Here is a 21,320-nt window from a genome sequence, read left to right as displayed (position 1 = left end):
ATTATTTTTTACTTTTATTATTTTTTTGTAGATAATGTCAGCGAAACCTAGCAAGTAAATTGAACCAATGGCACATAATAAGGCTCAGCGAAGCCAAGCCAATATTGGATGATAACGAGGCGTAAAATGAAAAAAACAGCTATCGCAGTAGCAGTGGCAGTAGCAGCTTTTGCAACCGTTGCACAAGCAGCTCCAAAAGATAACACTTGGTATACCGGTGCTAAATTAGGTTGGTCTCACTATGAAGATACTAGCCTAAACCCAGCTAAAACTGGTACAGACTATGCAGGTTGGGGTACAGTTGGTAATTCAACTGACCGTGATACTATTGGTGCTGGTGCATATGCTGGTTACCAATACAACCAATATATGGGTTTTGAACTGGGTTATGACTGGTTCGGTAAAATGAAATACAAAGGCGCTGGTAACAGCGGTGACCTGAAATCTATGGGTGTTTCATTAACTACCAAATTAAGCTATCCAATCATGGATGACTTAGACGTTTACACTCGCTTAGGTGGTATGGTTTACCGTACTGAAGCTAAAGCTCACCAAAATGGCGAACGTTTCAAAGAAACTGATACTGGTGTTGCACCTGTATACGCATTGGGTCTTGAGTATGCAATCACTCCAGAGTGGGCAACTCGTTTAGACTACCAATGGGTTAGCAACTTAGGTGATAAAGACAATATCGGTACTCGTCCAGACAACGGCATGCTGAGCGTTGGTGTTGCATACCGCTTTGGTCAAGAAGATACTCCAGTTGTTGCTCCAGCTCCAGTTGTTGAGCCAGCTCCAGTTGTTGAAAACAAACGTTTCACACTACGTTCAGACGTTCTGTTTAACTTCAACAAAGCTAGCCTGAAACCAGAAGGTCAGCAAGCTCTGAACGAACTGTATAACGAACTGAGCAGCATCGATCCAACTCAAGGTCGCGTACTGGTAGTTGGTTTCACTGACCGTATCGGTTCACAAAACTACAACCTGCCACTGTCACAAAAACGTGCTCAGTCTGTAGTTGACTACTTAGTATCTAAAGGCGTTCCAGCAAGCGCAATCGCTGCTGAAGGTCGTGGTAAAGAAGATCCAGTAACTGGTAACAAATGTGACGCAGTTAAAGGCCGTGCAGCTCTGATCGAGTGCTTAGCGCCAGACCGTCGCGTTGAAATCGAAATTCAAGGTACAACTGAAGTTGTAACTCAACCGGGCGCTTAATTCTTAGCCCTAGTTTGAATTTTGAACTGAACAAAAAACCCCAATTATTATTGGGGTTTTTTTTATTCTTATAAAAACTAATATAACGAATATAGACCGTTTGTTATTTAGTGTTTAATCTACTTTTCGCTTCCCATTACACTTAATAGCAAGAACAACAACCATAAAGATCTTTTCAGATAGCCTAGCTGCCATCTCCTTTCGACGCCCCTAAAATCGCTTGTAGATCCTGCTTCAATGAGCTCATTTGGCTCTCGTATTTATCTTTATGCTCAGCATCTTCGATCAACTGGATAATCGTTTCAGAAAGTGTTTTATTACGTTTTACTGCTAAATTAGACAGACGCTGCCAAACCGAAAAGGTTAGATCTATCGATTTTTTGCGAGTATGTGGGTGCTCAGCATTGAAATGACGTTTACGCCTTGCACGAATGCTTTGTTTCATTCGGTTATCAAGCTCAGGATTCATATGTAATGAAATCCACTTGAGCACATCAATCGGTCTATTTTCCATTTTTAACAGCAAATCTATCGCTTCTTTTTCTGCGCTTCGTTCTATATAGCGGGTAATCGCTTCGCCACCTCGTGCTTTATTGACGAGGTACTCCCATTTCCAGCCACATTCAAGATTTTCAAGCTGCTGATATTTCATAATTTTTCCTGAAGAAAACCGAACCTATCTTTATATTAGCAATATTATAAACAAAATGCTCAAGCAGACGTTCGATTTAGTGAAATATTCGTTTCTGCAATAAAGAAAGTAACCTGTCTTTGTAAAAATAGTGTACAATCCGCCCCCATCTGTTAACAAATTAATAAAACTGCATGTCCACTTTTGAAAATATACTCGTCATCTATGGGATTGTCGGTGTATGCGCTATGCTATTCACCCTACTCGTCACAAAAGACCCTAATTGTTTTATGCGCTTACTTAGCGCCATATTAATTGGTTTCACTTGGCCAATGACATTACCTATTGTGTTTATGTTTTCGTTATTCTAGTCAATAATTCAACAATTCTTGCTGCAAGATTGCCTATCAAAGGCTAATATAGCAGGCTTGCCCACTGGGTAATTAACAGGCCTGAAAATTGTTTATAAAACAAACGATGTTATTTGGCAAATTATTAAATAAACCAAATTCAGGCACATGCGCCCAGCTCATTGGCAGGCATTTTATTTATAACCCTATTAATAGCAGATAATTATAGTGATCAGTCAAGAACTAACATGGCAAGGCCTCATTCCTAACTTATCGTCATTCCAGACGAAATTTGTATCCTCAGAAACGTTGTCCCCAACAACACTGTCAGACATTCAGCCTAGATTGTCCGATGGAATACAACATTTTGTCGATGAATTTGCCCAAACACGCTTTATGTTTATCAAGTCTGATGAAAGTGAGGAATACCTTAGCACTTACGCTAATGCAATTGGCCCATTGCTTGTAGATATCAACACTATTGATGGCGACTACCAATTATCTGAAGATAAACATTCCTTTCAATGGAAACATGGCATTAAAAGCCGTTTTTCATCTCGCACAGCGATTGCATACCGTAATTGGATAGAACCAGAGCAACTATTTGGTCATGTAACCCCATCTTTGACCCTTGTCCCTGGCCTATTACATCAGCTTAATGGGGGCATATTAGTGATTGCAGCTAATGCACTCATTAGCCAACCTTTAATGTGGAATCGCTTAAAAGATATGGTTATTCGTCGGCAATTAGAATGGTTACCCTATTCTGATAGTCAACCTTTACCTATAGAAATCGAGCCACAACCTCTTGAACTTAAAGTTATTATTGTTGGTGATAGGCTTGCTTTAGAAGAGTTTGAATATACTTCACCAGAAATATTTGAAAGTGCAATTTATGGTGAATATGAGCCAGTCATGTTCTTTGAGGATGAACAACAATTAACATTATGGATGCGTTATATTAAATCCATCATTGATTCCAATAAATTACCAAATATCTCAGTTGATGGTTGGTTACCTTTGGTTCATCAAGCAACCCGCTATTGTGAAGATAAATTTACTCTTCCCCTTGATATTCCATGGCTTACAAGGCGCTTAATGGACGCGGTTCATTACCAAGAAAATAACTTATTAACTCAAAATTCATTTAATCAAGCGGTCGAAAACCGCCTATGGCGCCACAACTTCCTCATGGAAAGAACGCAAGATGATATTTTGCAAGAGCAAATCTTCGTTAAAACTGAAGGGGAAGTCATTGGGCAAGTGAATGGGTTATCCGTTTTACAATACCCTGGTCACCCTGAAGCGATTGGAGAACCCTCACGTATCACTTGTGTGGCTCATCTAGGTGATGGGGAATTTACCGACGTAGAACGTAAAGCTGAATTAGGTGGCAATATTCATGCAAAAGGCATGATGATTATGCAAGCCTATTTAAACTATGAGCTTAAATTAGAGCAACCACAGCCCTTCTCAGCCTCAATTGTCTTTGAGCAATCCTACGGTGAGGTTGATGGTGATAGCGCCTCACTGGCTGAGCTATGTGCGTTAATTAGTGCTTTATCATTACAACCAATTGATCAACAAATTGCTATTACAGGTGCAGTTGACCAATTTGGCTACGTCCAGCCGATTGGTGGCGTCAATGAAAAAATTGAAGGCTTCTTTGATATTTGTGCCAAACGGGGCTTAACCGGTGAGCAAGGTGTTATTATTCCAATGGCGAATATCCGTCATTTATGCACTAAAGCTGAAGTCGTTAGCACGGTACAAGAAGGGCAATTCCACATTTGGCCTGTTGAACATGTCGCTCAAGCTATTACATTATTGACTAAGCAACCTTACTTTGAGCAGCAAGCTGAAGAAGAAAACGTACACCTGTTAGCTTTAATTCAAGAGCGTATTAACCAAGCAAACGCACCGGATAAAGCAAGGCTTCCTTGGTTCTTAAAATGGATGAGTTAAGTAAAGATTGCGTAAAAAATAGCAGATCGGAGTTGTTCAGCGTACAAGTGTAAGCTATCCTGTGCCCCTACATTTAATAAAGGCTATCTGAAGAACATGGTTGAGAAACGCGGATCCTACACAAAAGATGATTTAATTGCTTCTGGAAAAGGCGAGTTATTTGGGGAAAATGGTCCTCCACTCCCATCAGGAAACATGTTGATGATGGATCGTATCGTCAGCATGACTGAAGACGGTGGTACATATAATAAAGGCTATGTTGAAGCTGAGCTGGATATCAATCCAGACCTTTGGTTCTTTGATTGCCACTTTGTCAATGATCCTGTCATGCCAGGCTGCTTAGGGCTTGATGCAATGTGGCAATTAGTTGGTTTCTATCTGGGCTGGCTTGGCGGTGAAGGTAGAGGCCGTGCATTAGGTGTTGGCGAAGTAAAATTTACTGGCCAAGTCCTACCCACTGCAAAAAAAGTCACTTACCGTATTAGCTTTAAACGTGTAATTAACCGTAAGCTGATCATGGGGCTAGCAGATGGTGAAGTTTTAGTTGATGGTAAATCAATTTATACCGCAACGGACTTAAAAGTTGGCTTATTCAAAGATACAAGCGCATTCTAATTTTTAGAAGCCTAAGCTATGAGCTAATTAATACAAACCTCCGCAATGGCGGAGGTTCTTAAATTGATTAGTATCTTTAAGTTAAAAACCCTAAATATAAAAAAGTGACAGGTTATTTAACCTTAAAAATGAGATAAATTCTGGATTACACAACCGCTACGGTTCGATCCTCCATCGCCTTTCGCCAACCACCTAGCCAATGCGAACGAGCATCTACTGCTTGATATGGGCAGAGCTCTTTAGAACGCCCTGCTAAACCTGCTTGATAACCTCTTGATAAAGCTCTTTCTAAACGATCTCGCTTCTGTCTTTTCATGCCTTACTTCCCTCATCATTAAAAATGGAAAAGAAAACAGCACCTACTATTTATTAATAGGTACCTTATAGAAATAACGCCCACAGATAAGAAAATCAAGTAAAGATTTTCATATATTTGTCATAAATAGCATAAATGTGACTTAGATATGGCAATTAATATAATCATTTGATTTTACTATGGAATATTTTACTTTATTTATCATGACATTAGAGCATATAAGGTGACTATTATTAACTACATATAAGTTTATTAAATATATTTACTTATTGAAGATAAAAAAAATACACCTCAGAAATTTATATTTACCATATATATCTGAGGTGTATTTAATTAGTTAACTAGGTAATAACTAATACTTTGCAATTTCTTTAGCAATATTATCAGCAACTTGTTGCCAGCCTAGTGACAATGTACGAACCAAGTCCGGATACCCATCTTGTTGTTGGTCTAACTGCACATCAAAATTACGACGAATGACTTTATCACCATGGGAAAGCGTCCAAAAACCTTGAATAAGCACTTTTCCATCGTATCGACCATTAAATGCCGTCAAAGTGATATCCAGTGTATCTGGAGAATTCTGTAATGGCTGTAAAGACACTAGCTTATCCGGTAATGCGGCGGATAATTCACTCACCATTGATTGCCCGAGCTGTTGTTCCAATGGGCTAGCCCAAAGATGTGTGCTCGCATTTGTATAACTCACATCGGTTGTTTGGTAAGTAATACCGTTGGAAGTTAATACATCAGACAACATAATACGCTGTAGCCAAACTTGGCCTTTATCCATCACTGCCGCTGATTGTTCCTGAGGAGTTTTTATTGGCAATTGATAATACTTTTTTTCTGGCGTACTACTACACGCTGCCAACAATAAAACAAATACTGATAATAAATATCGCATTATTTTTTCACTCCTTTCGGCTCTACATCCTTAGTCGGCTCCGCTTCAAACACTAATGCATTACTCTTGTTGTTTAATGTACGTAAAAGCGGCTGAACTTCTCTCAATACTTGGTCTAAACGCTGCATGTTATCCACCATTTTATTATAAGCAGGTGAACCCGGTTGGAAACCTTGCATTGCACGGTTCATTTCTTGCAGTGTTTTTTGTAAGTCATGAGGCAAGTTTTGGAACTCTTTACTTCCCATGACTTTGTTTAATTCCACCAACATGGCATTGGCTTCTTTAACCACTTTTTGCCCTTCGGCTAATGTTTGTGTCGTTTGATTAAGCATTGGCTCAATTGGCATGTTATTGATCTTATCCAACACCGCGATAACTTTTTGTTGGATTTGCGCTAAGCCACCACTGGTCGTTGGGATAATTTTATATCCAGCCACTACCGTAGGCCCTTTATAAGGCTCAGCATTAGGGTCAAAATCTAAATCAACAAACAAGGCACCTGTTAAAAAGTTACCCGATTTTAACGATGCTCTTAATCCGTCTTTCATGGCCAATTTTAATTCATTTTTTAAATTAAAATTCGCACCAACATCTTTTGAAAAACGCTCTGGCTCGATATGAATTAGAACAGGAATTCTAAAGTCATTATCCAAAGATTGGTCAAGCCCCTCGGTATAGAAAGGCACTTGTGCCACTGTGCCTAAACGAATACCACGGAATTCCACTGGTGCCCCAGGCTGTAACCCACGAATAGAATCAGAGAAGAACAAGACAAAATCTTGGTATTCTGTATACAGTGAATTTTGAATACTGTTTTGGTTATCAAAGAGTCGGAACTCTGTATTTTCCTTAACACTCGTACCTGGAACCCACCCCGTAGGCACATCAAAACTCACACCACCTGTCAGTAATGTCGCAATAGACCCCATTTCAACATGAACACCTTGGGATGACATGTCGAATGCAATTCCACTGTCTTTCCAGAAACGCACATTGGAGCTGATCAGCTTATCATAAGGAGCATTGATAAATAATTGGTAGCGCATATCACGCTTGTCCATATCAAAATTACTAGTTTCAACTGACCCAACACGATAGCCACGGAATAATACTGGGTCACCAGGGTTTAATTGCCCTGCTTTATCGCTGACTAATGCTACTCGTATCCCTTTTGCATCCGGTGATGCAAGAGGAGGTGTGTCCAATAAAGTAAATTCAAAGTTTTCTTTGGCCTCTACCCCAGGCTGAAGTTCAATATAAGCCCCTGAAAGTAAAGTACCTAACCCTGTCACACCATCACGCCCGATTGTAGGCTTAACAATCCAGAATGATGAATCAGCACGTAGTAAATCCTTCATGTCATTATTTAAGCGCGCTTTTATTAACACCCGACTAAAATTATCATCAAGAGTGACGCTTTCAACAACGCCAATATCGACACTACGACTTTTAATTTTCGTTTTACCTGCTTCTATTCCCTCAGCATTGTAAGTGATTAGCGTCACTTCCGGGCCTTGGTTGCTAAAATGGTAAAATAATACCCAAGCACCAATTAAGACAGTTACTATTGGGATCACCCAAACTGGTGACCAACTTTTTAACTTACTAACTTTGGCATTGGCCTGTGATGTTTCTTGTGAGGTCACCCGACGACTCCTTCTTGTTCAACAGCATTCGTGTTTACTGCGTTTTTCCTTTCACAACGATCCCAAGTTAACCTTGGGTCAAACGTCATCGCTGCAAACATTGTGAGAATAACAACAACACCAAAGAAAATAATCCCCATTGCTGGCACGATACTCATCAACTGGCCCATTTGAACCAAAGAGGCTAAAATCGTGATCACAAATACATCAATCATTGACCAACGCCCCACATATTCCACTAGCTCATAAATAAAATGCATCCGATGAGGGTCTCGATTGCCATATCCTTGTGAATCAAGGCAAAGCCATGCAATACCAATCATTTTTAACGTAGGTACCATGATACTGGCAATAAAAATGACCATAGCAACAGGATAAGAACCATCCTCCCACAATAGAATAACCCCATCAATAATGGTTGAATTTAATGCGCTGCCCAGTGTATATGTCGTCATCATGGGTAACACATTAGCGGGAATATACAGCATGATTGAAGTAACGAGCAGTGCTAATGTCCACTGCAAACTTTGGTGTTTACGTACACTTCCACGGGAAAAACACCGTGGGCACTGTGATTGTTCCGCTGGTAAAATAGCCGTGCAAACAAGGCATAAACGTACGTTTTGCTTAATACCTGTTTGACCTACTTTTAATGGTAGCTCTAGTTTTGGCGGTGCTTCAATATGGTTCCAAAGCCAATGGCGGTCTAAACATTGAAATGCCCTTACCTGCAACATGCAAAACAAACAGTAAGGTAAAAAACTTAAGCCTATTCCGATATCACCATAAGCAATCAGTTTCACAAAGCTAACTAAAACCCCAGCTAAAAATATTTCCGCCATGCACCAAGCTTTCATTTGGAATAAAATGCGAGTGCTCACGACCTTTAATCCCTTAGGAATATGAACTTGCAACCCTAAGAGAATAATTGTGATCATGCAAAATGCTGGGATAATCAAAGAAAAAAACAGAAAAAATAACGCCAACCCACTATAGCGGGTAGCCGATATAATTTCGATTATCTGAAATAACGATATTTCATTTTCAATTCCTGCCGCCCCCATTTTCACAAAAGGGAACAAGCAAGCAACAAACAGCATAATTAATGCACTAAATGCATATGCTGCTGGTTGCTTATATGGATACCGCCACTTTGAGACTAATGTAGTCTCGCAGCGCGGACATGTTGCTTTGCTCCCTTGTTCCAACTCAGGGACTGCAACCAACATGTCACACTGAGGGCAAAGAACATGTTCATGAGACTCATGGGTACACAAAGTGTATTTGCTCCTCTAATTAAAGCTAACTTAGCCGTTTTTAAGTAATTCAAGCTCTTGCCAACGGTCAAAGGCCTGTTCTAATTCAGACTCTTTAGCCGCTAAATTAGTCAACGCTTTTTCAGTGACTTCATGAGGCTGATTAAAGAAATCAGCATCACCAATCGTAGCTTGTAAAGCCTCAATTTCAGCTTCAAGTTGCTCAAGTTTCGCAGGTAACTGTTCCAGCTCACGCAATAAATTATAGCTTAATTTATTTGCACGCTTTACAGCTTCTTTTGGTTTAGCCACCTTATCTTGGGCAGCTACTTTACTCGTTTGTTCAACTTTTAAACTCACGGTTTGTGCTCTTTGTTTCTGAGCATCAAAATACCCACCCACATACCGGTTGATGACACCGTTACCTTCAAAAATCCAGCACTCAGTTACACTGTTATCAACGAACTCTCGGTCATGGCTGACGAGCAAGACTGTACCTTGATAGCCATCAACAAGTTCTTCAAGTAACTCAAGCGTTTCTACATCCAAGTCATTTGTTGGTTCATCGAGAATTAATAAATTACTTGGTTTTAAGAATAAGCGAGCTAATAACAAGCGGTTACGTTCCCCACCTGAAAGAGCTCTAACCGGTGTCATTGCACGTTTAGGAGGGAACATAAAGTCCTGTAAATACCCTAATACGTGGCGTGGCTTACCGTTAACCATCACTTCTTGCTTGCCTTCTGCCAAGTTATCCATGACCGTTTTATCAGGGTCTAATGCAGCACGGTGCTGGTCAAAATACGCCACTTCCAATTTGGTTCCACAGTGCACACGCCCACTATTTGCCTGTAAATCGCCAAGCATTAAGCGCAATAACGTGGTTTTACCACAACCATTTGGCCCTACTAATGCGATTTTATCACCACGCATAACTTGAGCAGAAAAGTCTTTGACCAGGACTTTATTGTCAACTTGATAGTTAACATTTTCCATTTCAAAAACAATTTTCCCAGAGCGAGAAGCTTCACCGACTTGCATTTTCGCCGTGCCCATAACCTCACGGCGCTGTGAGCGTTCAACACGTAACGCTTTCAAGGCACGAACCCGCCCTTCGTTACGCGTACGTCTTGCTTTGATCCCTTGGCGGATCCACGTCTCTTCTTGCGCTAATTTGCGGTCAAACTCTGCATTTTGCATCTCTTCAACACGCAAAGCTTCTTCTTTACTGACCAAGTAATCATCATAATTGCCCGGCCAAGACGCTAATTGTCCACGATCTAAATCGATAATACGGGTTGCCATATTGCGGATAAAAGAACGGTCGTGCGAAATGAAAACAATACTACCTTGGAAATCCTTTAAGAAAGTTTCCAACCAGAGGATCGTTTCAATATCTAAATGGTTAGTCGGCTCATCTAAAAACAAGACCCGCGGGTTGCTCACTAAAGCACGACCTAAAGCCGCTTTACGTAGCCAACCACCCGATAATGAGGATAGTTCTGCATCCGCAGGTAAACCGAGTTTTTTCAGCACATCACTGATACGAGAGTCTAATAACCATAAATTACGGTTATCTAACACTTCTTGTAATTCAGATAATTTATTTAAATTTTTCTCACTAGGGTCATGTTCAACCAATTTAGCGACATGATGATAATCTTTCAGGTATTGAGCTTGTTCAGCAACGCCTTCAGCAACAAAATCAAAAATAGTCCCTTCGATATTACGTGGTGGGTCTTGTTGTAAACGAGCAACAATTAAGTCCTGCTCATAAATAAGTTGCCCATCATCCAGTGGCTGTTCTTTGGTTAACACTCGCATAAGTGTTGATTTACCCGCGCCATTGCGCCCAACCAGACAAACGCGTTCGTTATCTTCAATGTGAATTTCAGTATTATCAAGTAACGGAGCATCACTAAAAGCAAGGTATGCACCCGATAAATTAATTAAAGCCATTGATTCTATCCTTTACTCTGCGTGGCGAATTAACCAGCAGTTATGTATTTGACGGTTACGAGCAAAATCTTCTGAAAGTGTTTTAGCAGTAATTTCCTGCGCTTGTAACCCTAATTCTTGCATCGCTTCAATATCCATTTTGAAACCGCGTTTGTTATTAGAGAACATCACAGTTCCACCACGACGCAGTAACCGTTTTAAATGTGTAATTAATTGCACATGGTCGCGTTGTACATCAAATGTACCATCCATGCGTTTTGAATTTGAAAATGTAGGGGGATCGATAAAGATCAGATCAAATTGCTCAGTACTATTGGCTAACCAACTCAAACAATCAGCTTGGATTAAGCGATGTTGGCGACCCGTTAACCCGTTTGCTTGCAGGTTTTTCTCTGCCCACTCAAGGTAAGTCCTCGACATATCAACGGAAGTCGTACTTTTTGCCCCACCTAAACCTGCGTGTACAGTTGCAGAGCCGGTGTAACAGAATAAGTTTAGGAAATCCGCGTCTTTACTCATTTGCCCTAACATTTTACGGGCAATACGATGGTCAAGGAATAACCCAGTATCAAGATAATCAGTTAAGTTAACCAACAGTTTTGCGTTGTATTCTTGCACTAAAAAGAAATCATCTTTTTGGGCTAATTTTTCATATTGCTGCTTGCCTTTTTGGCGTTGACGCGTTTTCAATACTAACTGATTAGAGGTAAGCTCAAGCACATTCATTGTCGCCGTGATCACGTCAAATAACCGCTGGCGAGCCTTACGTTCATCCACGGTTTTTGGTGGTGCGTATTCTTGAATCACCACTTTGCTACCATAAATATCAACCGCCACGTTGTACTCGGGTAAATCCGCATCATAAATACGGTAACTATCAATACCTTGCTGTTTTGCCCACTTACTTAACTTTTTCAAATTTTTACGTAAGCGGTTAGCGAAATCAGGTGAAATTTCAGCCACGGTTTCTGATGGCGTAGCAGCTAATTGATAGTTCTTTTGCACACAGTCTAAAGGGCCATTTTTGGCTTTAAATTCACGTTCTGAACGCAATTGCAAGCAGCTAAGTAACTCAGGAGAAGCACTAAAAATCGATAAGCGCCAACCTGGGAAACGGGCCTTCACGATACGCCCTAACTGGCTATGCAGTGCAATTAAGGCAGGCTCACTTTCTAAACGCTCACCATAAGGCGGGTTACTGATAATTGCCCCTACCGTATCAGTGTTAACTGGGTTTTCCAATGCAGCGGCATCACCTTGTTTAAAGGTGATTAAGTCTTGTAGCCCCGCACGGCGCGCGTTGGCACGCGCCATTTCTAGTACACGCTTATCGATATCAAAACCATAAAAACGTGATGTCGTTTCTTTCAAGCCTTGACGAAAACGCACTTGTGCTTCCGTCGTTAACTCGCGCCATAATTCAGCGTTAAATTTCGACCATGCATAAAAACCCCAATGGGTACGGTGTAAACCCGGGGCTTTGTCTGTTGCCATCATTGCGGCTTCAATTAACAAGGTTCCTGAACCGCACATTGGGTCAACTAATGGAGTCCCTTGCTGCCACCCTGAGCGATTAATAATAGCTGCTGCAAGGGTCTCTTTCAGCGGTGCTTGCCCAGCAAGGTCACGATAACCACGGATATGCAAAGAATCGCCGCTTAAATCAAGAGCAACACTGGCTCTTTCTTTATTCAAATAAACATTAATACGAATATCTGCCTGCTGGCGAGCAACATCCGGCCGTTGGTCTAATTTGCGTACGAAGCTATCAACAATCGCATCTTTCACCTTTAATGCACCATATTGGCTATTGCGGATCTCTTCGTTGGTGCCTGTAAAATGCACGACAAAAGTGTCATTAACTGAAAAAATCTCAGTCCAATCGATAGCTTGCACACCAAGGTATAAGTCTAAGTCACTGTAGACATCAAAATCATTCAGTGGCAATAAAATACGCGATGCCAAACGACTCCACAGCAGGCTTTGGTACATGCCTCGTTCATCGGCCTGAAAGTAGACACCCCCTTGCGCAATTTTGCACTGGCTAGCGCCAAGCGCTTCCAATTCCGTTTTCAGTAGTTCTTCTAGGCCACGAGCTGTGCTGGCAAACAGAGAATTCATAGTATTTATTACCGATTTTGATGAAAAATTGTTGCGCATTATAGCTAATCTTATGCAGTTGTCATAAAGTTGCTGCGCAACAATTATAAGGATTAAAAAATGATTACGCTTTCGCGCCTTTATACACACCCAGTTAAATCTATGCGAGGGGTACGTTTATCACATGCCTTCGCAGATACTAGCGGTTTGACTTTTGATCGTAATTTTATGGTAACCACGCTGGAAGGTAAATTTATTACGGCAAGAAAATACCCGCAAATGTTACTGTTTACACCCGTTATGCTTAACAATGGGTTACACCTACAAGCACCTAATGGCGAAAGTGCAACGGTATTGTATCAGGACTTTGATGATAAACAGAGCCCTACTGAGGTTTGGGGAAATCATTTTCATGCACTGATTGCTCCCCAGCAGGTAAATAGCTGGTTAAGTACCTTTTTTGATGAGCCAGTACAACTACGTTGGCTCAGCACTCAATTGTCTAGAAGAGTGAAAAATCATCAAGATGTTCCCGTATCTTTTGCTGATGGTTACCCTTTTCTACTCATTAATGAAGCATCCGTTCAAGAACTCCAAGGTCGTTGCCCTGCCAGTATTAAGCTAGAACAATTTCGTGGCAACCTAATTATTACTGGCGCTAAACCTTTTGAAGAAGATACTTGGAAAACCATTCAAATCGGTGATGTTATCTTTACTCTAGATAAACCATGCAGTCGTTGTATTTTAACCACTGTCAGCCCTGAGAAAGGGATAAAACACCCTAATAGTGAACCATTGGCCACGTTGCAAACCTTCCGTACTGATGAAAATGGTGACGTGGATTTTGGTCAAAATGTTATGGCTAAAAATACGGGGATTATTCGTGTTGGTGATACGCTAACAGTATTAGAAACCAAACCAGCTAAACAATATATAACGCAAAAAAGAGAAGCTGAAAGCCCAAGCCCAAGCTTAAATTCTACAGTCGACAATGTCAGTTTAATTTTTGAAGAAACAGAATATCAAGGTGATAACCAAAATGTGGTCCTCGAACAACTGGAATCTCACGGTTTATCCATTCCCTATTCCTGCCGAGCGGGTATTTGTGGACGCTGTAAAATTAAGCTTATTTCTGGTGAGGTCACACCGCTAAAACAAAGTGCAATTAAAGAAAACGGCTATATATTGTCCTGTAGCTGTATTCCAAAAACTTCGCTCAAATTAGCACTTAACTAAACGTTTATTATGGCTCATTAACACCATCAGCAATTTTATATTATGATGGTGTTAGAATACCTATAACTACATTAGTTATCTAAGTCGGACATTTAGTTTTTATTCATTTTCTTTTTATTTGATCACTGACGATCAACTAAATAACGTTGCCATATAACTGCCGCTTCGTCTTTGATGAATACTCAAGCATACGATCGTTCATGATCTTAATTGGATCACAAAACCTTAAAGTACGATCGGGTAATTCTAAAACTGGTTCAGCTAATAAACACAAGCTTGCTGAAGGGCCCGCTTCTGCAATAATAAATGAAAAATAACGACTGGTATTTTCTAAACACACCTGAATTATTTGCCCCTGTTTAGGCGCATTAATATAATGAAAAGAAGAAAAATACCAACTTTTCGGCATCTGTGGTTTTAGAAAACGAAAAGCAACCAAGCTATTTAAGACTAATTCCGCTCTTTCTTCTTGCGTAATATTTAGTCTCTTTGCTTGCTCATCAAATAAATAATATTCCCCTGCATCTTCAATGCTAAATGGCATTTCACTACGAGCAAATGCAGTTAACATTTTAGCGGGAAAACATGAACGAAATATCATGCCGTTGGCGAGATCTAACATCACCCTGTCATGGTCATGATCAAAATACCAACGCCAATGATCATCAGGTTTAATATTCATAAACGATCCTTCAGCGATTTATCGGTAAATATATAATAGGAACGATCATCATTATGATCTTCCCTAAATTTACTCTGGGGCAATTTTTATAGATTAAATTTTCACAAATTAAGCTTTCATAGATTAAGTCATGTCGTTTAATTGCAACTGGATATTACATTGTCTAAACAACAAATTTACTGAAAATTGATATCAATTTGATATAAAAATAGCCACTATTAGCAATATAGTTTAAAAGGGGGAATAAAGAAACCCCCTTGTTAAGTAAATTTACAATTTATTAGATATGATTGACAATATCTTTAATTAATTTTGGTCCATGGTAAATAAAACCAGAATAAATTTGAATTAATGAAGCGCCTGCTTCCATTTTTTCACGCGCCGCTGTAAGCGAATCAATTCCACCCACACCAATTATTGGTAACTTACCATTTAATTCACGTGAAATAAGTTTAATAACTTGCGTACTTTTTAATTGTACAGGCCGCCCACTCAACCCACCCGTTTCATTGCAATGGTTTAACCCCTGAACGAGGGAGCGATCTAGCGTTGTATTTGTAGCAATCACCCCATCTATATTATGCCTCACTAAGCTATCAGTAACTTGAATAATTTCTTCTTCAGATAAATCAGGCGCTACTTTCACCGCAACTGGCACATATTTTTGATGTAATGATTGCAACTCAAGTTGCTTCGCTTTTATACCACTCAATAAATCATCGAGAGCCTCACCGTATTGTAATGTACGTAAGCCCGGTGTATTTGGTGAGGAAATATTAATCGCAATATAGCCTGCATGGGCATATACCTTATCCATGCAAATTAAATAATCATCTTTACCTTGTTCTACCGGTGTATCTTTATTCTTACCAATATTGATACCAATAATTCCACCGTAATTAGCCTTTTTGACATTCTCTACGAGGTTATCAACACCTTTATTATTAAAGCCCATTCGGTTGATTAAACCCTCAGCTTCAACGAGTCGGAATAACCTTGGCTTATCATTACCAGATTGAGGACGGGGAGTTACAGTCCCTATTTCAATAAACCCAAACCCCATTGCGCCAAACGCATCGATACATTCACCATCTTTATCGAGACCAGCAGCGAGGCCAAGGGGGTTTTTAAAAGAAAGCCCCATGCATTGAACTGGTTTGATAGCAACAGATTGACGAATAAGGCATTGAAAAGGGGAATGGTTCAAACGTTGAAGCTGGCGAAAAGTCAATTCATGTGCTTTTTCGGGGTCGAACTGGAATAGTGCCTTTCGGGCAAGATGATATAGCATATCCAATAACCTATTTTCTGCTAGTGCGTTTCAATAAAATAGACATCATACCGCGCATGCTAAAACCCCCACCAAAGGGTTCTTGTTGAGTTTTAACTGTGCGAACTATTTTTCGTCGGATAAAACGCACAATAGACTACCCTATTTAGGGGCAACTTTACTATGAAAAGATCAATATATTCTGTTTTGTGCCTCTAATAACAACAAATAATAAAGGGCTCTTTAATTCACTCAAACTCTGGGGAAACAACCACCCCATCAAAAATGCTTGTATCGTATTGATTTATAATTAAATTATTCATCTAACTATTTGTTGGATGGAAAGCTTATAGCAACACACCAGCAGGGGGAAGAAACTATGTCATCACGACTGAAAATTATGAGTTACCACTCAACGTCTACCGAGCCCCTTATGACTAAGATAAGGGAAAACGCCCATCTAAGTTAAAAGCTTGCCGAGCTAAAAACCATATCATCGCTTAGTTTTTACAGTTCACATTATTAAACTGATAAACCATAGCAAAATCAAAAATTAAAAAGGGGAAGACGGTTAATCTTCCCCTTTAGTTCTAAACCAAAAGCCTATTTTTACTTTCTTATCGCCTCTGAGTAGCGCTCATTAGCCCATCATATAAAAATAGTGTAATGGCGTAATAATTAGCTTTCTAATGCTTTGGTGATTTTCTCAAATAAATCACCAGAAAGGTTATCTAGGGCTTTCAATTGTTCAAGCACTTTACGCATTTGAGCCTGACGCTTTTCGTCATAACGTTTTAAACGGATCAATGGTTCGATCAACCTTGATGCAACCTGCGGATTACGCGTGTTCAGATCAACCAAGATCTCATATAGGAACTGATAACCGCTGCTATCTTCCGCATGGAAATTAACTGGGTTCCCCGCGGCAAATGCCCCTACTAGCGACCTTACTCGATTTGGGTTACTCATGCTAAATGAACGGTGATTTAACAGCTCACGCACATGCGATAGCACCTCTTTCGATGGGTTTGCCCCTTGTAATGTAAACCACTTATCCATCACCAAGCCATCATGATGCCAGCGTTCATCAAAATCAGCCATTAGCTGTGCTTTGCACGGTAACTGAGATTCATTCGCTGCCGTTAATGCAGCAAGAGAATCGGTCATATTATCCGCAGATTGGTATTGTTCTTGCACTAACTTATTCGCTAGTTCAATGTCATCACCCCCAGCCAAATATTGGAGGCAAATATTACGTAATGCACGTTTGGCAATGTCCTGATGATCAACGCGATAACCCGTGATATTGACCGAATGGTAAACAGCCAATAACTCATCCTGCATGTCTACCGCAAGTTTATGGTGGATAAAGTTCAGCACCTCGTGAATGGCGACAGGGTCAATAATGGCAAACAGTTCAGCAAGTTCGCTTTCTGATGGTAATGTCAAGATCAACGCTGCTAACGCAGGGTCAATTGATTCACTCAATAACACCGCTCTAAATGCATCAACGACAGATTCAGGTAAAACTAACTCTTCCCCTTTCTGATAGTTAGCGACATTAATTTTTACGTAGTTATTAATCAGTTGCTGAGCAGCATCCCAACGGGAAAACTCGTTATTGGCATATTGCATCAAGAATGCAAGTTGCTCATCGGTATAGTTATAATCCAGTTTTACTGGAGCAGAAAACTCCCGTAATAATGAAGGAACCGGACGGCTTGCCACTTCATCAAATACAAATGTTTGTGACTCTTGAGTAATATTTAAAACAGAGTTAACAGCACTACCATCACGTTTTAACGCAATCACGCTACCATCTTCAGCATATAGCTCAATATCTAAAGGGATATGTAATGGCAATTTTTCAGTTTGGTCAGCCGTTGGCGGCGTCATTTGCTTCACATGCAGGGTATACTGTTGTTTTTCTGCTGAATATTCATCTCGTACCGTAAGTATTGGTGTACCTGATTGGCTGTACCAACGGCGAAATAGTGATAAATCGACATTTGAAGCATCTTCCATTGCTTGTACAAAATCATCACAAGTTGCTGCACTACCATCATGGCGATGAATATAAAGTTGCATACCGGCTTGGAACATTTCTTCGCCCAACAGGGTATGGATCATACGGATCACTTCGGAGCCCTTTTCGTACACAGTCAACGTATAGAAATTATTCATTTCGATCACTTTGTCTGGGCGAATTGGGTGCGCCATTGGGCTTGAATCTTCAGCGAATTGGGCTGATCGCATCACTTTTACATTGTTAATGCGGTTAACAGAGCGGGAACCTAAGTCAGAACTAAATTCTTGGTCACGGAAAACCGTTAACCCTTCTTTTAAGCTTAACTGGAACCAATCACGACAAGTGATTCGGTTACCTGTCCAATTATGGAAATATTCATGCCCAATGACTGACTCGATATTGAGATAATCTTTATCTGTTGCTGTCTCGCTTTTAGCTAATACATATTTAGAATTAAAAACGTTAAGACCTTTATTTTCCATTGCACCCATATTGAAGAAATCAACAGCAACAATCATATAGATATCAAGGTCATACTCTAAGCCAAAACGCTCTTCATCCCACTTCATTGCATTTTTCAGAGACTGCATTGCCCAAGGTGCGCGGTCTAAATTGCCTTTATCAACAAACAGTTCTAACGCCACTTCGCGGCCACTGCGCGTAATAAACACATCTTTTAAAACATCAAAATCACCGGCAACGACGGCAAATAAATAACTTGGTTTTGGGAAGGGATCTTCCCATTTAACCCAATGACGCCCGCCTTCTAATTCACCTTCTGCAACACGGTTACCATTTGAAAGTAAATAAGGGTAGCGAGACTTATCCGCGGTAATTGTTGTGGTATAGCGCGCTAAAACATCTGGCCGGTCTTGGTAATACGTAATATGGCGGAAACCTTCTGCTTCGCATTGGGTACATAAAGCATCACCAGAAACATACAAACCTTCTAATGCAGTATTTTTTTCAGGGCTAATTTCATTCACAATACGCAAGGTAAAAGATTCTGGTAGTGCTTCAATCACTAACTTACCATCAACTTCGTGATAGTTTTCCCATGCTTTACCCTCTATTTCGAGACTAATTAACGATAAGTTTTCACCATTGAGCTCAAGCGTTGATGACTGCGCATTAAGGCGTTTTACCTGACTAGTTGCTGTCACAACCGTCTTTACAGGGTCAAGATTAAAATCGAGGTCAATCGCTGTAATGGTATAATCGGGGGATTGATAATCTTGACGGTATTTCGCTTGTCTTAACTGGGTCATATGTAACCTTTTTAATTTGTTATATCCGATATCGTACTGCTTGGTTACTTTATACAATACTATAAGACACAATAATGTGAATGGATTTGAGAAACATTTTCATCATAATGTGTTATCCATTTTAATATTGATGTTACCTTTCTATTTCTCACCCTAGCTAATTTTGTTACACAATCGTTTGTTTGTTGGTGCTATAGCACTATCAAATATTTTATAGCATGTTAGTATCTTTTCGTGATTAATGCTTTTGTATGTAATGACGAGATACGGTATGACTGAAATGTATTTACCTGATTTAACTACTTTACATAAAAGCGAATGCGTGAATTGAGCTTGCGAATGCCCTCTTAAAACAGACAGGTAGAATAACGCTTCTATCTTTTGGTAAAGTGGGTATACTTTTGCAACTTTAACGATTTAGCTAATTGCTACGTGCTGTTTTATTTTGTTTTTTTAATGGGGTGAATTTCAAGTTTAAACTCTGTGAGTTATCCCTATAAAAACAAACAGCCTTAGTCATAAAGATAAGCTCCGCGAGGATGTCTGCGTGCCATGAACTTAGACGCTACACCAATTATTACATCACTGCTTGATACCGACGCTTATAAGCTTCATATGCAGCAGGCCGTTTTCCACCGTTATCATCAGGTACCGGTTGTCGCTGAGTTTCGCTGCCGTAGTAGCGATATATTAGGTAGCTACGCTACTGAAATCAGGCAACAAATCCAGCAGATGGCAAAACTATCACTGACTGATGATGAATTAAATTTTCTCCGCCGCTTACCTTTTTTCCATGAAGACTATCTTACATGGCTAAAATCATTTCGTTTTAACCCACAACAAGTGGTTGTTAGTGTGACTGACGAAGGGCAACTGGCAATACGCATTAGTGGCCCTTGGCGCGAAGTGATTATGTGGGAAGTTCCTCTTCTTGCCCTAGTAAGTGAAATCGTGCAACGAGATAGGCACCCAAACATCACAACTGATGATGCGGTCCAACAACTGAAAAAACTGTTAGATGTTTTTTACCAACAAGCTGACGAGCACCAACTTGACCTATCCGGCTTTAAGCTGATGGACTTTGGGACGCGGCGCCGCTTCTCATACGGTGTCCAATCAGCCATTGTGGCTATGTTGAAACAGGAATTCCCTTACCTTGTTGGCACCAGTAATTACAAGCTCGCGCATGAGCTAGATCTTGCGCCAGTAGGAACCCAAGCCCACGAATGGTTCCAAGCGCACCAGCAAATCAGCCCTGAATTAGCAAATAGCCAGCGTGAGGCTTTGCAAATTTGGTTAGATGAATACCCTAATCACCTCGGTGTTGCCTTAACGGATTGCATCACGATGGATGCTTTCCTACGTGATTTTGATGCTAATTTCGCCAAACGCTATCAAGGGTTACGCCATGATTCAGGGGACCCTATCGAATGGGGCGAAAAAGCAATCGCTCATTATGAGAAGTTAGGTATTGACCCAATGAGTAAAACTTTGGTGTTTTCAGACAGCCTAGATCTACAAAAAGCACTGGAGTTATACCGCTATTTCCACAAGCGGGTTAATCTTGTATTTGGTATTGGTACGCGCCTAACCTGTAATATTCCCCATGTTACGCCACTGAATATCGTGATTAAATTAGTGGAATGTAACGGTAAACCGGTTGCTAAGTTATCTGATAGCCCAGGTAAAACGATTTGCGAAGATGATGAGTTCGTTAACCAACTGAGAAAAGCGTTTGACCTCCCTAAAGCCTGCTAATCACGTAACAACCTTAAAGCTCTGAATAAGAATTGGCATTTTTCTTATCGGGGCTTTAAAACCCCTTTTTCTTTTATTCACTTACTATTACTATAGCTTTTAAGCTCGATAAAT

The 21,320-nt window shown here is 40.2% G+C and carries 16 protein-coding genes; 6 read left to right on the top strand and 10 right to left on the bottom strand.

Going from position 1 to position 21,320, the window contains the following annotated elements; genetic code table 11:
• Window positions 1-126 precede the first annotated feature (126 nt).
• Complete coding sequence (gene ompA, locus P3L56_RS07125; protein ID WP_042846438.1) at window positions 127-1,215, top strand: porin OmpA; 1,089 nt, start codon at window positions 127-129, stop codon at window positions 1,213-1,215.
• Window positions 1,216-1,399: 184 nt separating this feature from the next.
• On the opposite strand, the gene matP is transcribed toward ompA, so the two are convergent.
• Window positions 1,400-1,867: a macrodomain Ter protein MatP gene (matP, locus tag P3L56_RS07120; protein WP_042846439.1), complete on the bottom strand. Its 468-nt coding sequence runs from the start codon at window positions 1,865-1,867 to the stop codon at window positions 1,400-1,402.
• Window positions 1,868-2,040: 173 nt separating this feature from the next.
• Here matP and P3L56_RS07115 point away from each other — a divergent pair, with 173 nt between their 5' ends.
• The 3 genes from P3L56_RS07115 (at window position 2,041) to fabA (ending at window position 4,776) form a co-directional block, all read left to right on the top strand.
• Entirely contained in the window at window positions 2,041-2,217 is a 177-nt protein-coding gene (locus P3L56_RS07115; protein WP_071547903.1) for a GhoT/OrtT family toxin, read from the top strand.
• 207 nt (window positions 2,218-2,424) lie between these two features.
• Complete coding sequence (locus tag P3L56_RS07110; RefSeq protein WP_210831949.1) at window positions 2,425-4,161, top strand: Lon protease family protein; 1,737 nt, start codon at window positions 2,425-2,427, stop codon at window positions 4,159-4,161.
• Window positions 4,162-4,257: 96 nt separating this feature from the next.
• Window positions 4,258-4,776, top strand: a complete 519-nt coding sequence (gene fabA / locus P3L56_RS07105) for a bifunctional 3-hydroxydecanoyl-ACP dehydratase/trans-2-decenoyl-ACP isomerase (protein ID WP_042846441.1) — start codon at window positions 4,258-4,260, stop codon at window positions 4,774-4,776.
• A 145-nt stretch (window positions 4,777-4,921) separates the two neighbouring features.
• Here the strand turns inward: fabA and rmf are convergent, their stop codons facing one another.
• The 6 genes from rmf to rlmKL all read right to left on the bottom strand — a co-directional run bounded on the left by rmf (window position 4,922) and on the right by rlmKL (window position 12,984).
• Window positions 4,922-5,092, bottom strand: coding sequence for a ribosome modulation factor (gene rmf, locus P3L56_RS07100; protein ID WP_004909639.1), 171 nt, complete (start codon window positions 5,090-5,092; stop codon window positions 4,922-4,924).
• 352 nt (window positions 5,093-5,444) lie between these two features.
• Complete coding sequence (gene pqiC / locus P3L56_RS07095; RefSeq protein WP_042846443.1) at window positions 5,445-5,999, bottom strand: membrane integrity-associated transporter subunit PqiC; 555 nt, start codon at window positions 5,997-5,999, stop codon at window positions 5,445-5,447.
• Entirely contained in the window at window positions 5,999-7,648 is a 1,650-nt protein-coding gene (gene pqiB, locus P3L56_RS07090; RefSeq protein ID WP_042846445.1) for an intermembrane transport protein PqiB, read from the bottom strand. The genes pqiC and pqiB overlap by 1 nt, the downstream gene beginning before the upstream one ends.
• Window positions 7,645-8,925, bottom strand: a complete 1,281-nt coding sequence (gene pqiA, locus P3L56_RS07085; RefSeq protein ID WP_272678076.1) for a membrane integrity-associated transporter subunit PqiA — start codon at window positions 8,923-8,925, stop codon at window positions 7,645-7,647. Before pqiA ends, pqiB begins: the two co-directional genes overlap by 4 nt.
• Before the next feature lie 30 nt (window positions 8,926-8,955).
• Window positions 8,956-10,863, bottom strand: a complete 1,908-nt coding sequence (locus P3L56_RS07080) for an ABC transporter ATP-binding protein (protein WP_042846447.1) — start codon at window positions 10,861-10,863, stop codon at window positions 8,956-8,958.
• Window positions 10,864-10,875: 12 nt separating this feature from the next.
• Window positions 10,876-12,984 (bottom strand): bifunctional 23S rRNA (guanine(2069)-N(7))-methyltransferase RlmK/23S rRNA (guanine(2445)-N(2))-methyltransferase RlmL, encoded by a 2,109-nt coding sequence (gene rlmKL, locus P3L56_RS07075; protein WP_129466711.1) that lies wholly within the window; start codon window positions 12,982-12,984, stop codon window positions 10,876-10,878.
• A gap of 99 nt (window positions 12,985-13,083) precedes the next feature.
• Between rlmKL and P3L56_RS07070 the strand changes: the two genes are divergently transcribed.
• Window positions 13,084-14,199: a YcbX family protein gene (locus P3L56_RS07070; protein ID WP_071547899.1), complete on the top strand. Its 1,116-nt coding sequence runs from the start codon at window positions 13,084-13,086 to the stop codon at window positions 14,197-14,199.
• Between the two features lie 136 nt (window positions 14,200-14,335).
• Here the strand turns inward: P3L56_RS07070 and P3L56_RS07065 are convergent, their stop codons facing one another.
• From P3L56_RS07065 to pepN, 3 genes are all read right to left on the bottom strand, one after another.
• Window positions 14,336-14,881, bottom strand: coding sequence for a cell division protein ZapC (locus tag P3L56_RS07065; protein WP_042846450.1), 546 nt, complete (start codon window positions 14,879-14,881; stop codon window positions 14,336-14,338).
• A gap of 280 nt (window positions 14,882-15,161) precedes the next feature.
• Complete coding sequence (pyrD, locus tag P3L56_RS07060; protein WP_210814168.1) at window positions 15,162-16,172, bottom strand: quinone-dependent dihydroorotate dehydrogenase; 1,011 nt, start codon at window positions 16,170-16,172, stop codon at window positions 15,162-15,164.
• A gap of 657 nt (window positions 16,173-16,829) precedes the next feature.
• A complete protein-coding gene (gene pepN / locus P3L56_RS07055; protein ID WP_210814167.1) occupies window positions 16,830-19,448 on the bottom strand; it encodes an aminopeptidase N in 2,619 nt (872 codons plus the stop codon).
• A 552-nt stretch (window positions 19,449-20,000) separates the two neighbouring features.
• On the opposite strand from pepN, the gene pncB reads away from it, so the two are divergent.
• The gene (gene pncB / locus P3L56_RS07050; protein WP_042846454.1) at window positions 20,001-21,206 is read left to right on the top strand and encodes a nicotinate phosphoribosyltransferase; all 1,206 of its coding nucleotides are present in this window, start codon (window positions 20,001-20,003) and stop codon (window positions 21,204-21,206) included.
• The last annotated feature ends 114 nt before the right edge of the window (window positions 21,207-21,320 follow it).

Origin of the sequence: Providencia sp. PROV024, from assembly GCF_032709665.1 — a bacterium.
Classification (GTDB): domain Bacteria; phylum Pseudomonadota; class Gammaproteobacteria; order Enterobacterales; family Enterobacteriaceae; genus Providencia; species Providencia huashanensis.
The sequence above is the reverse complement of the archived record's forward strand: the minus strand, read 5'-3'. Positions and strand labels throughout refer to the sequence as shown.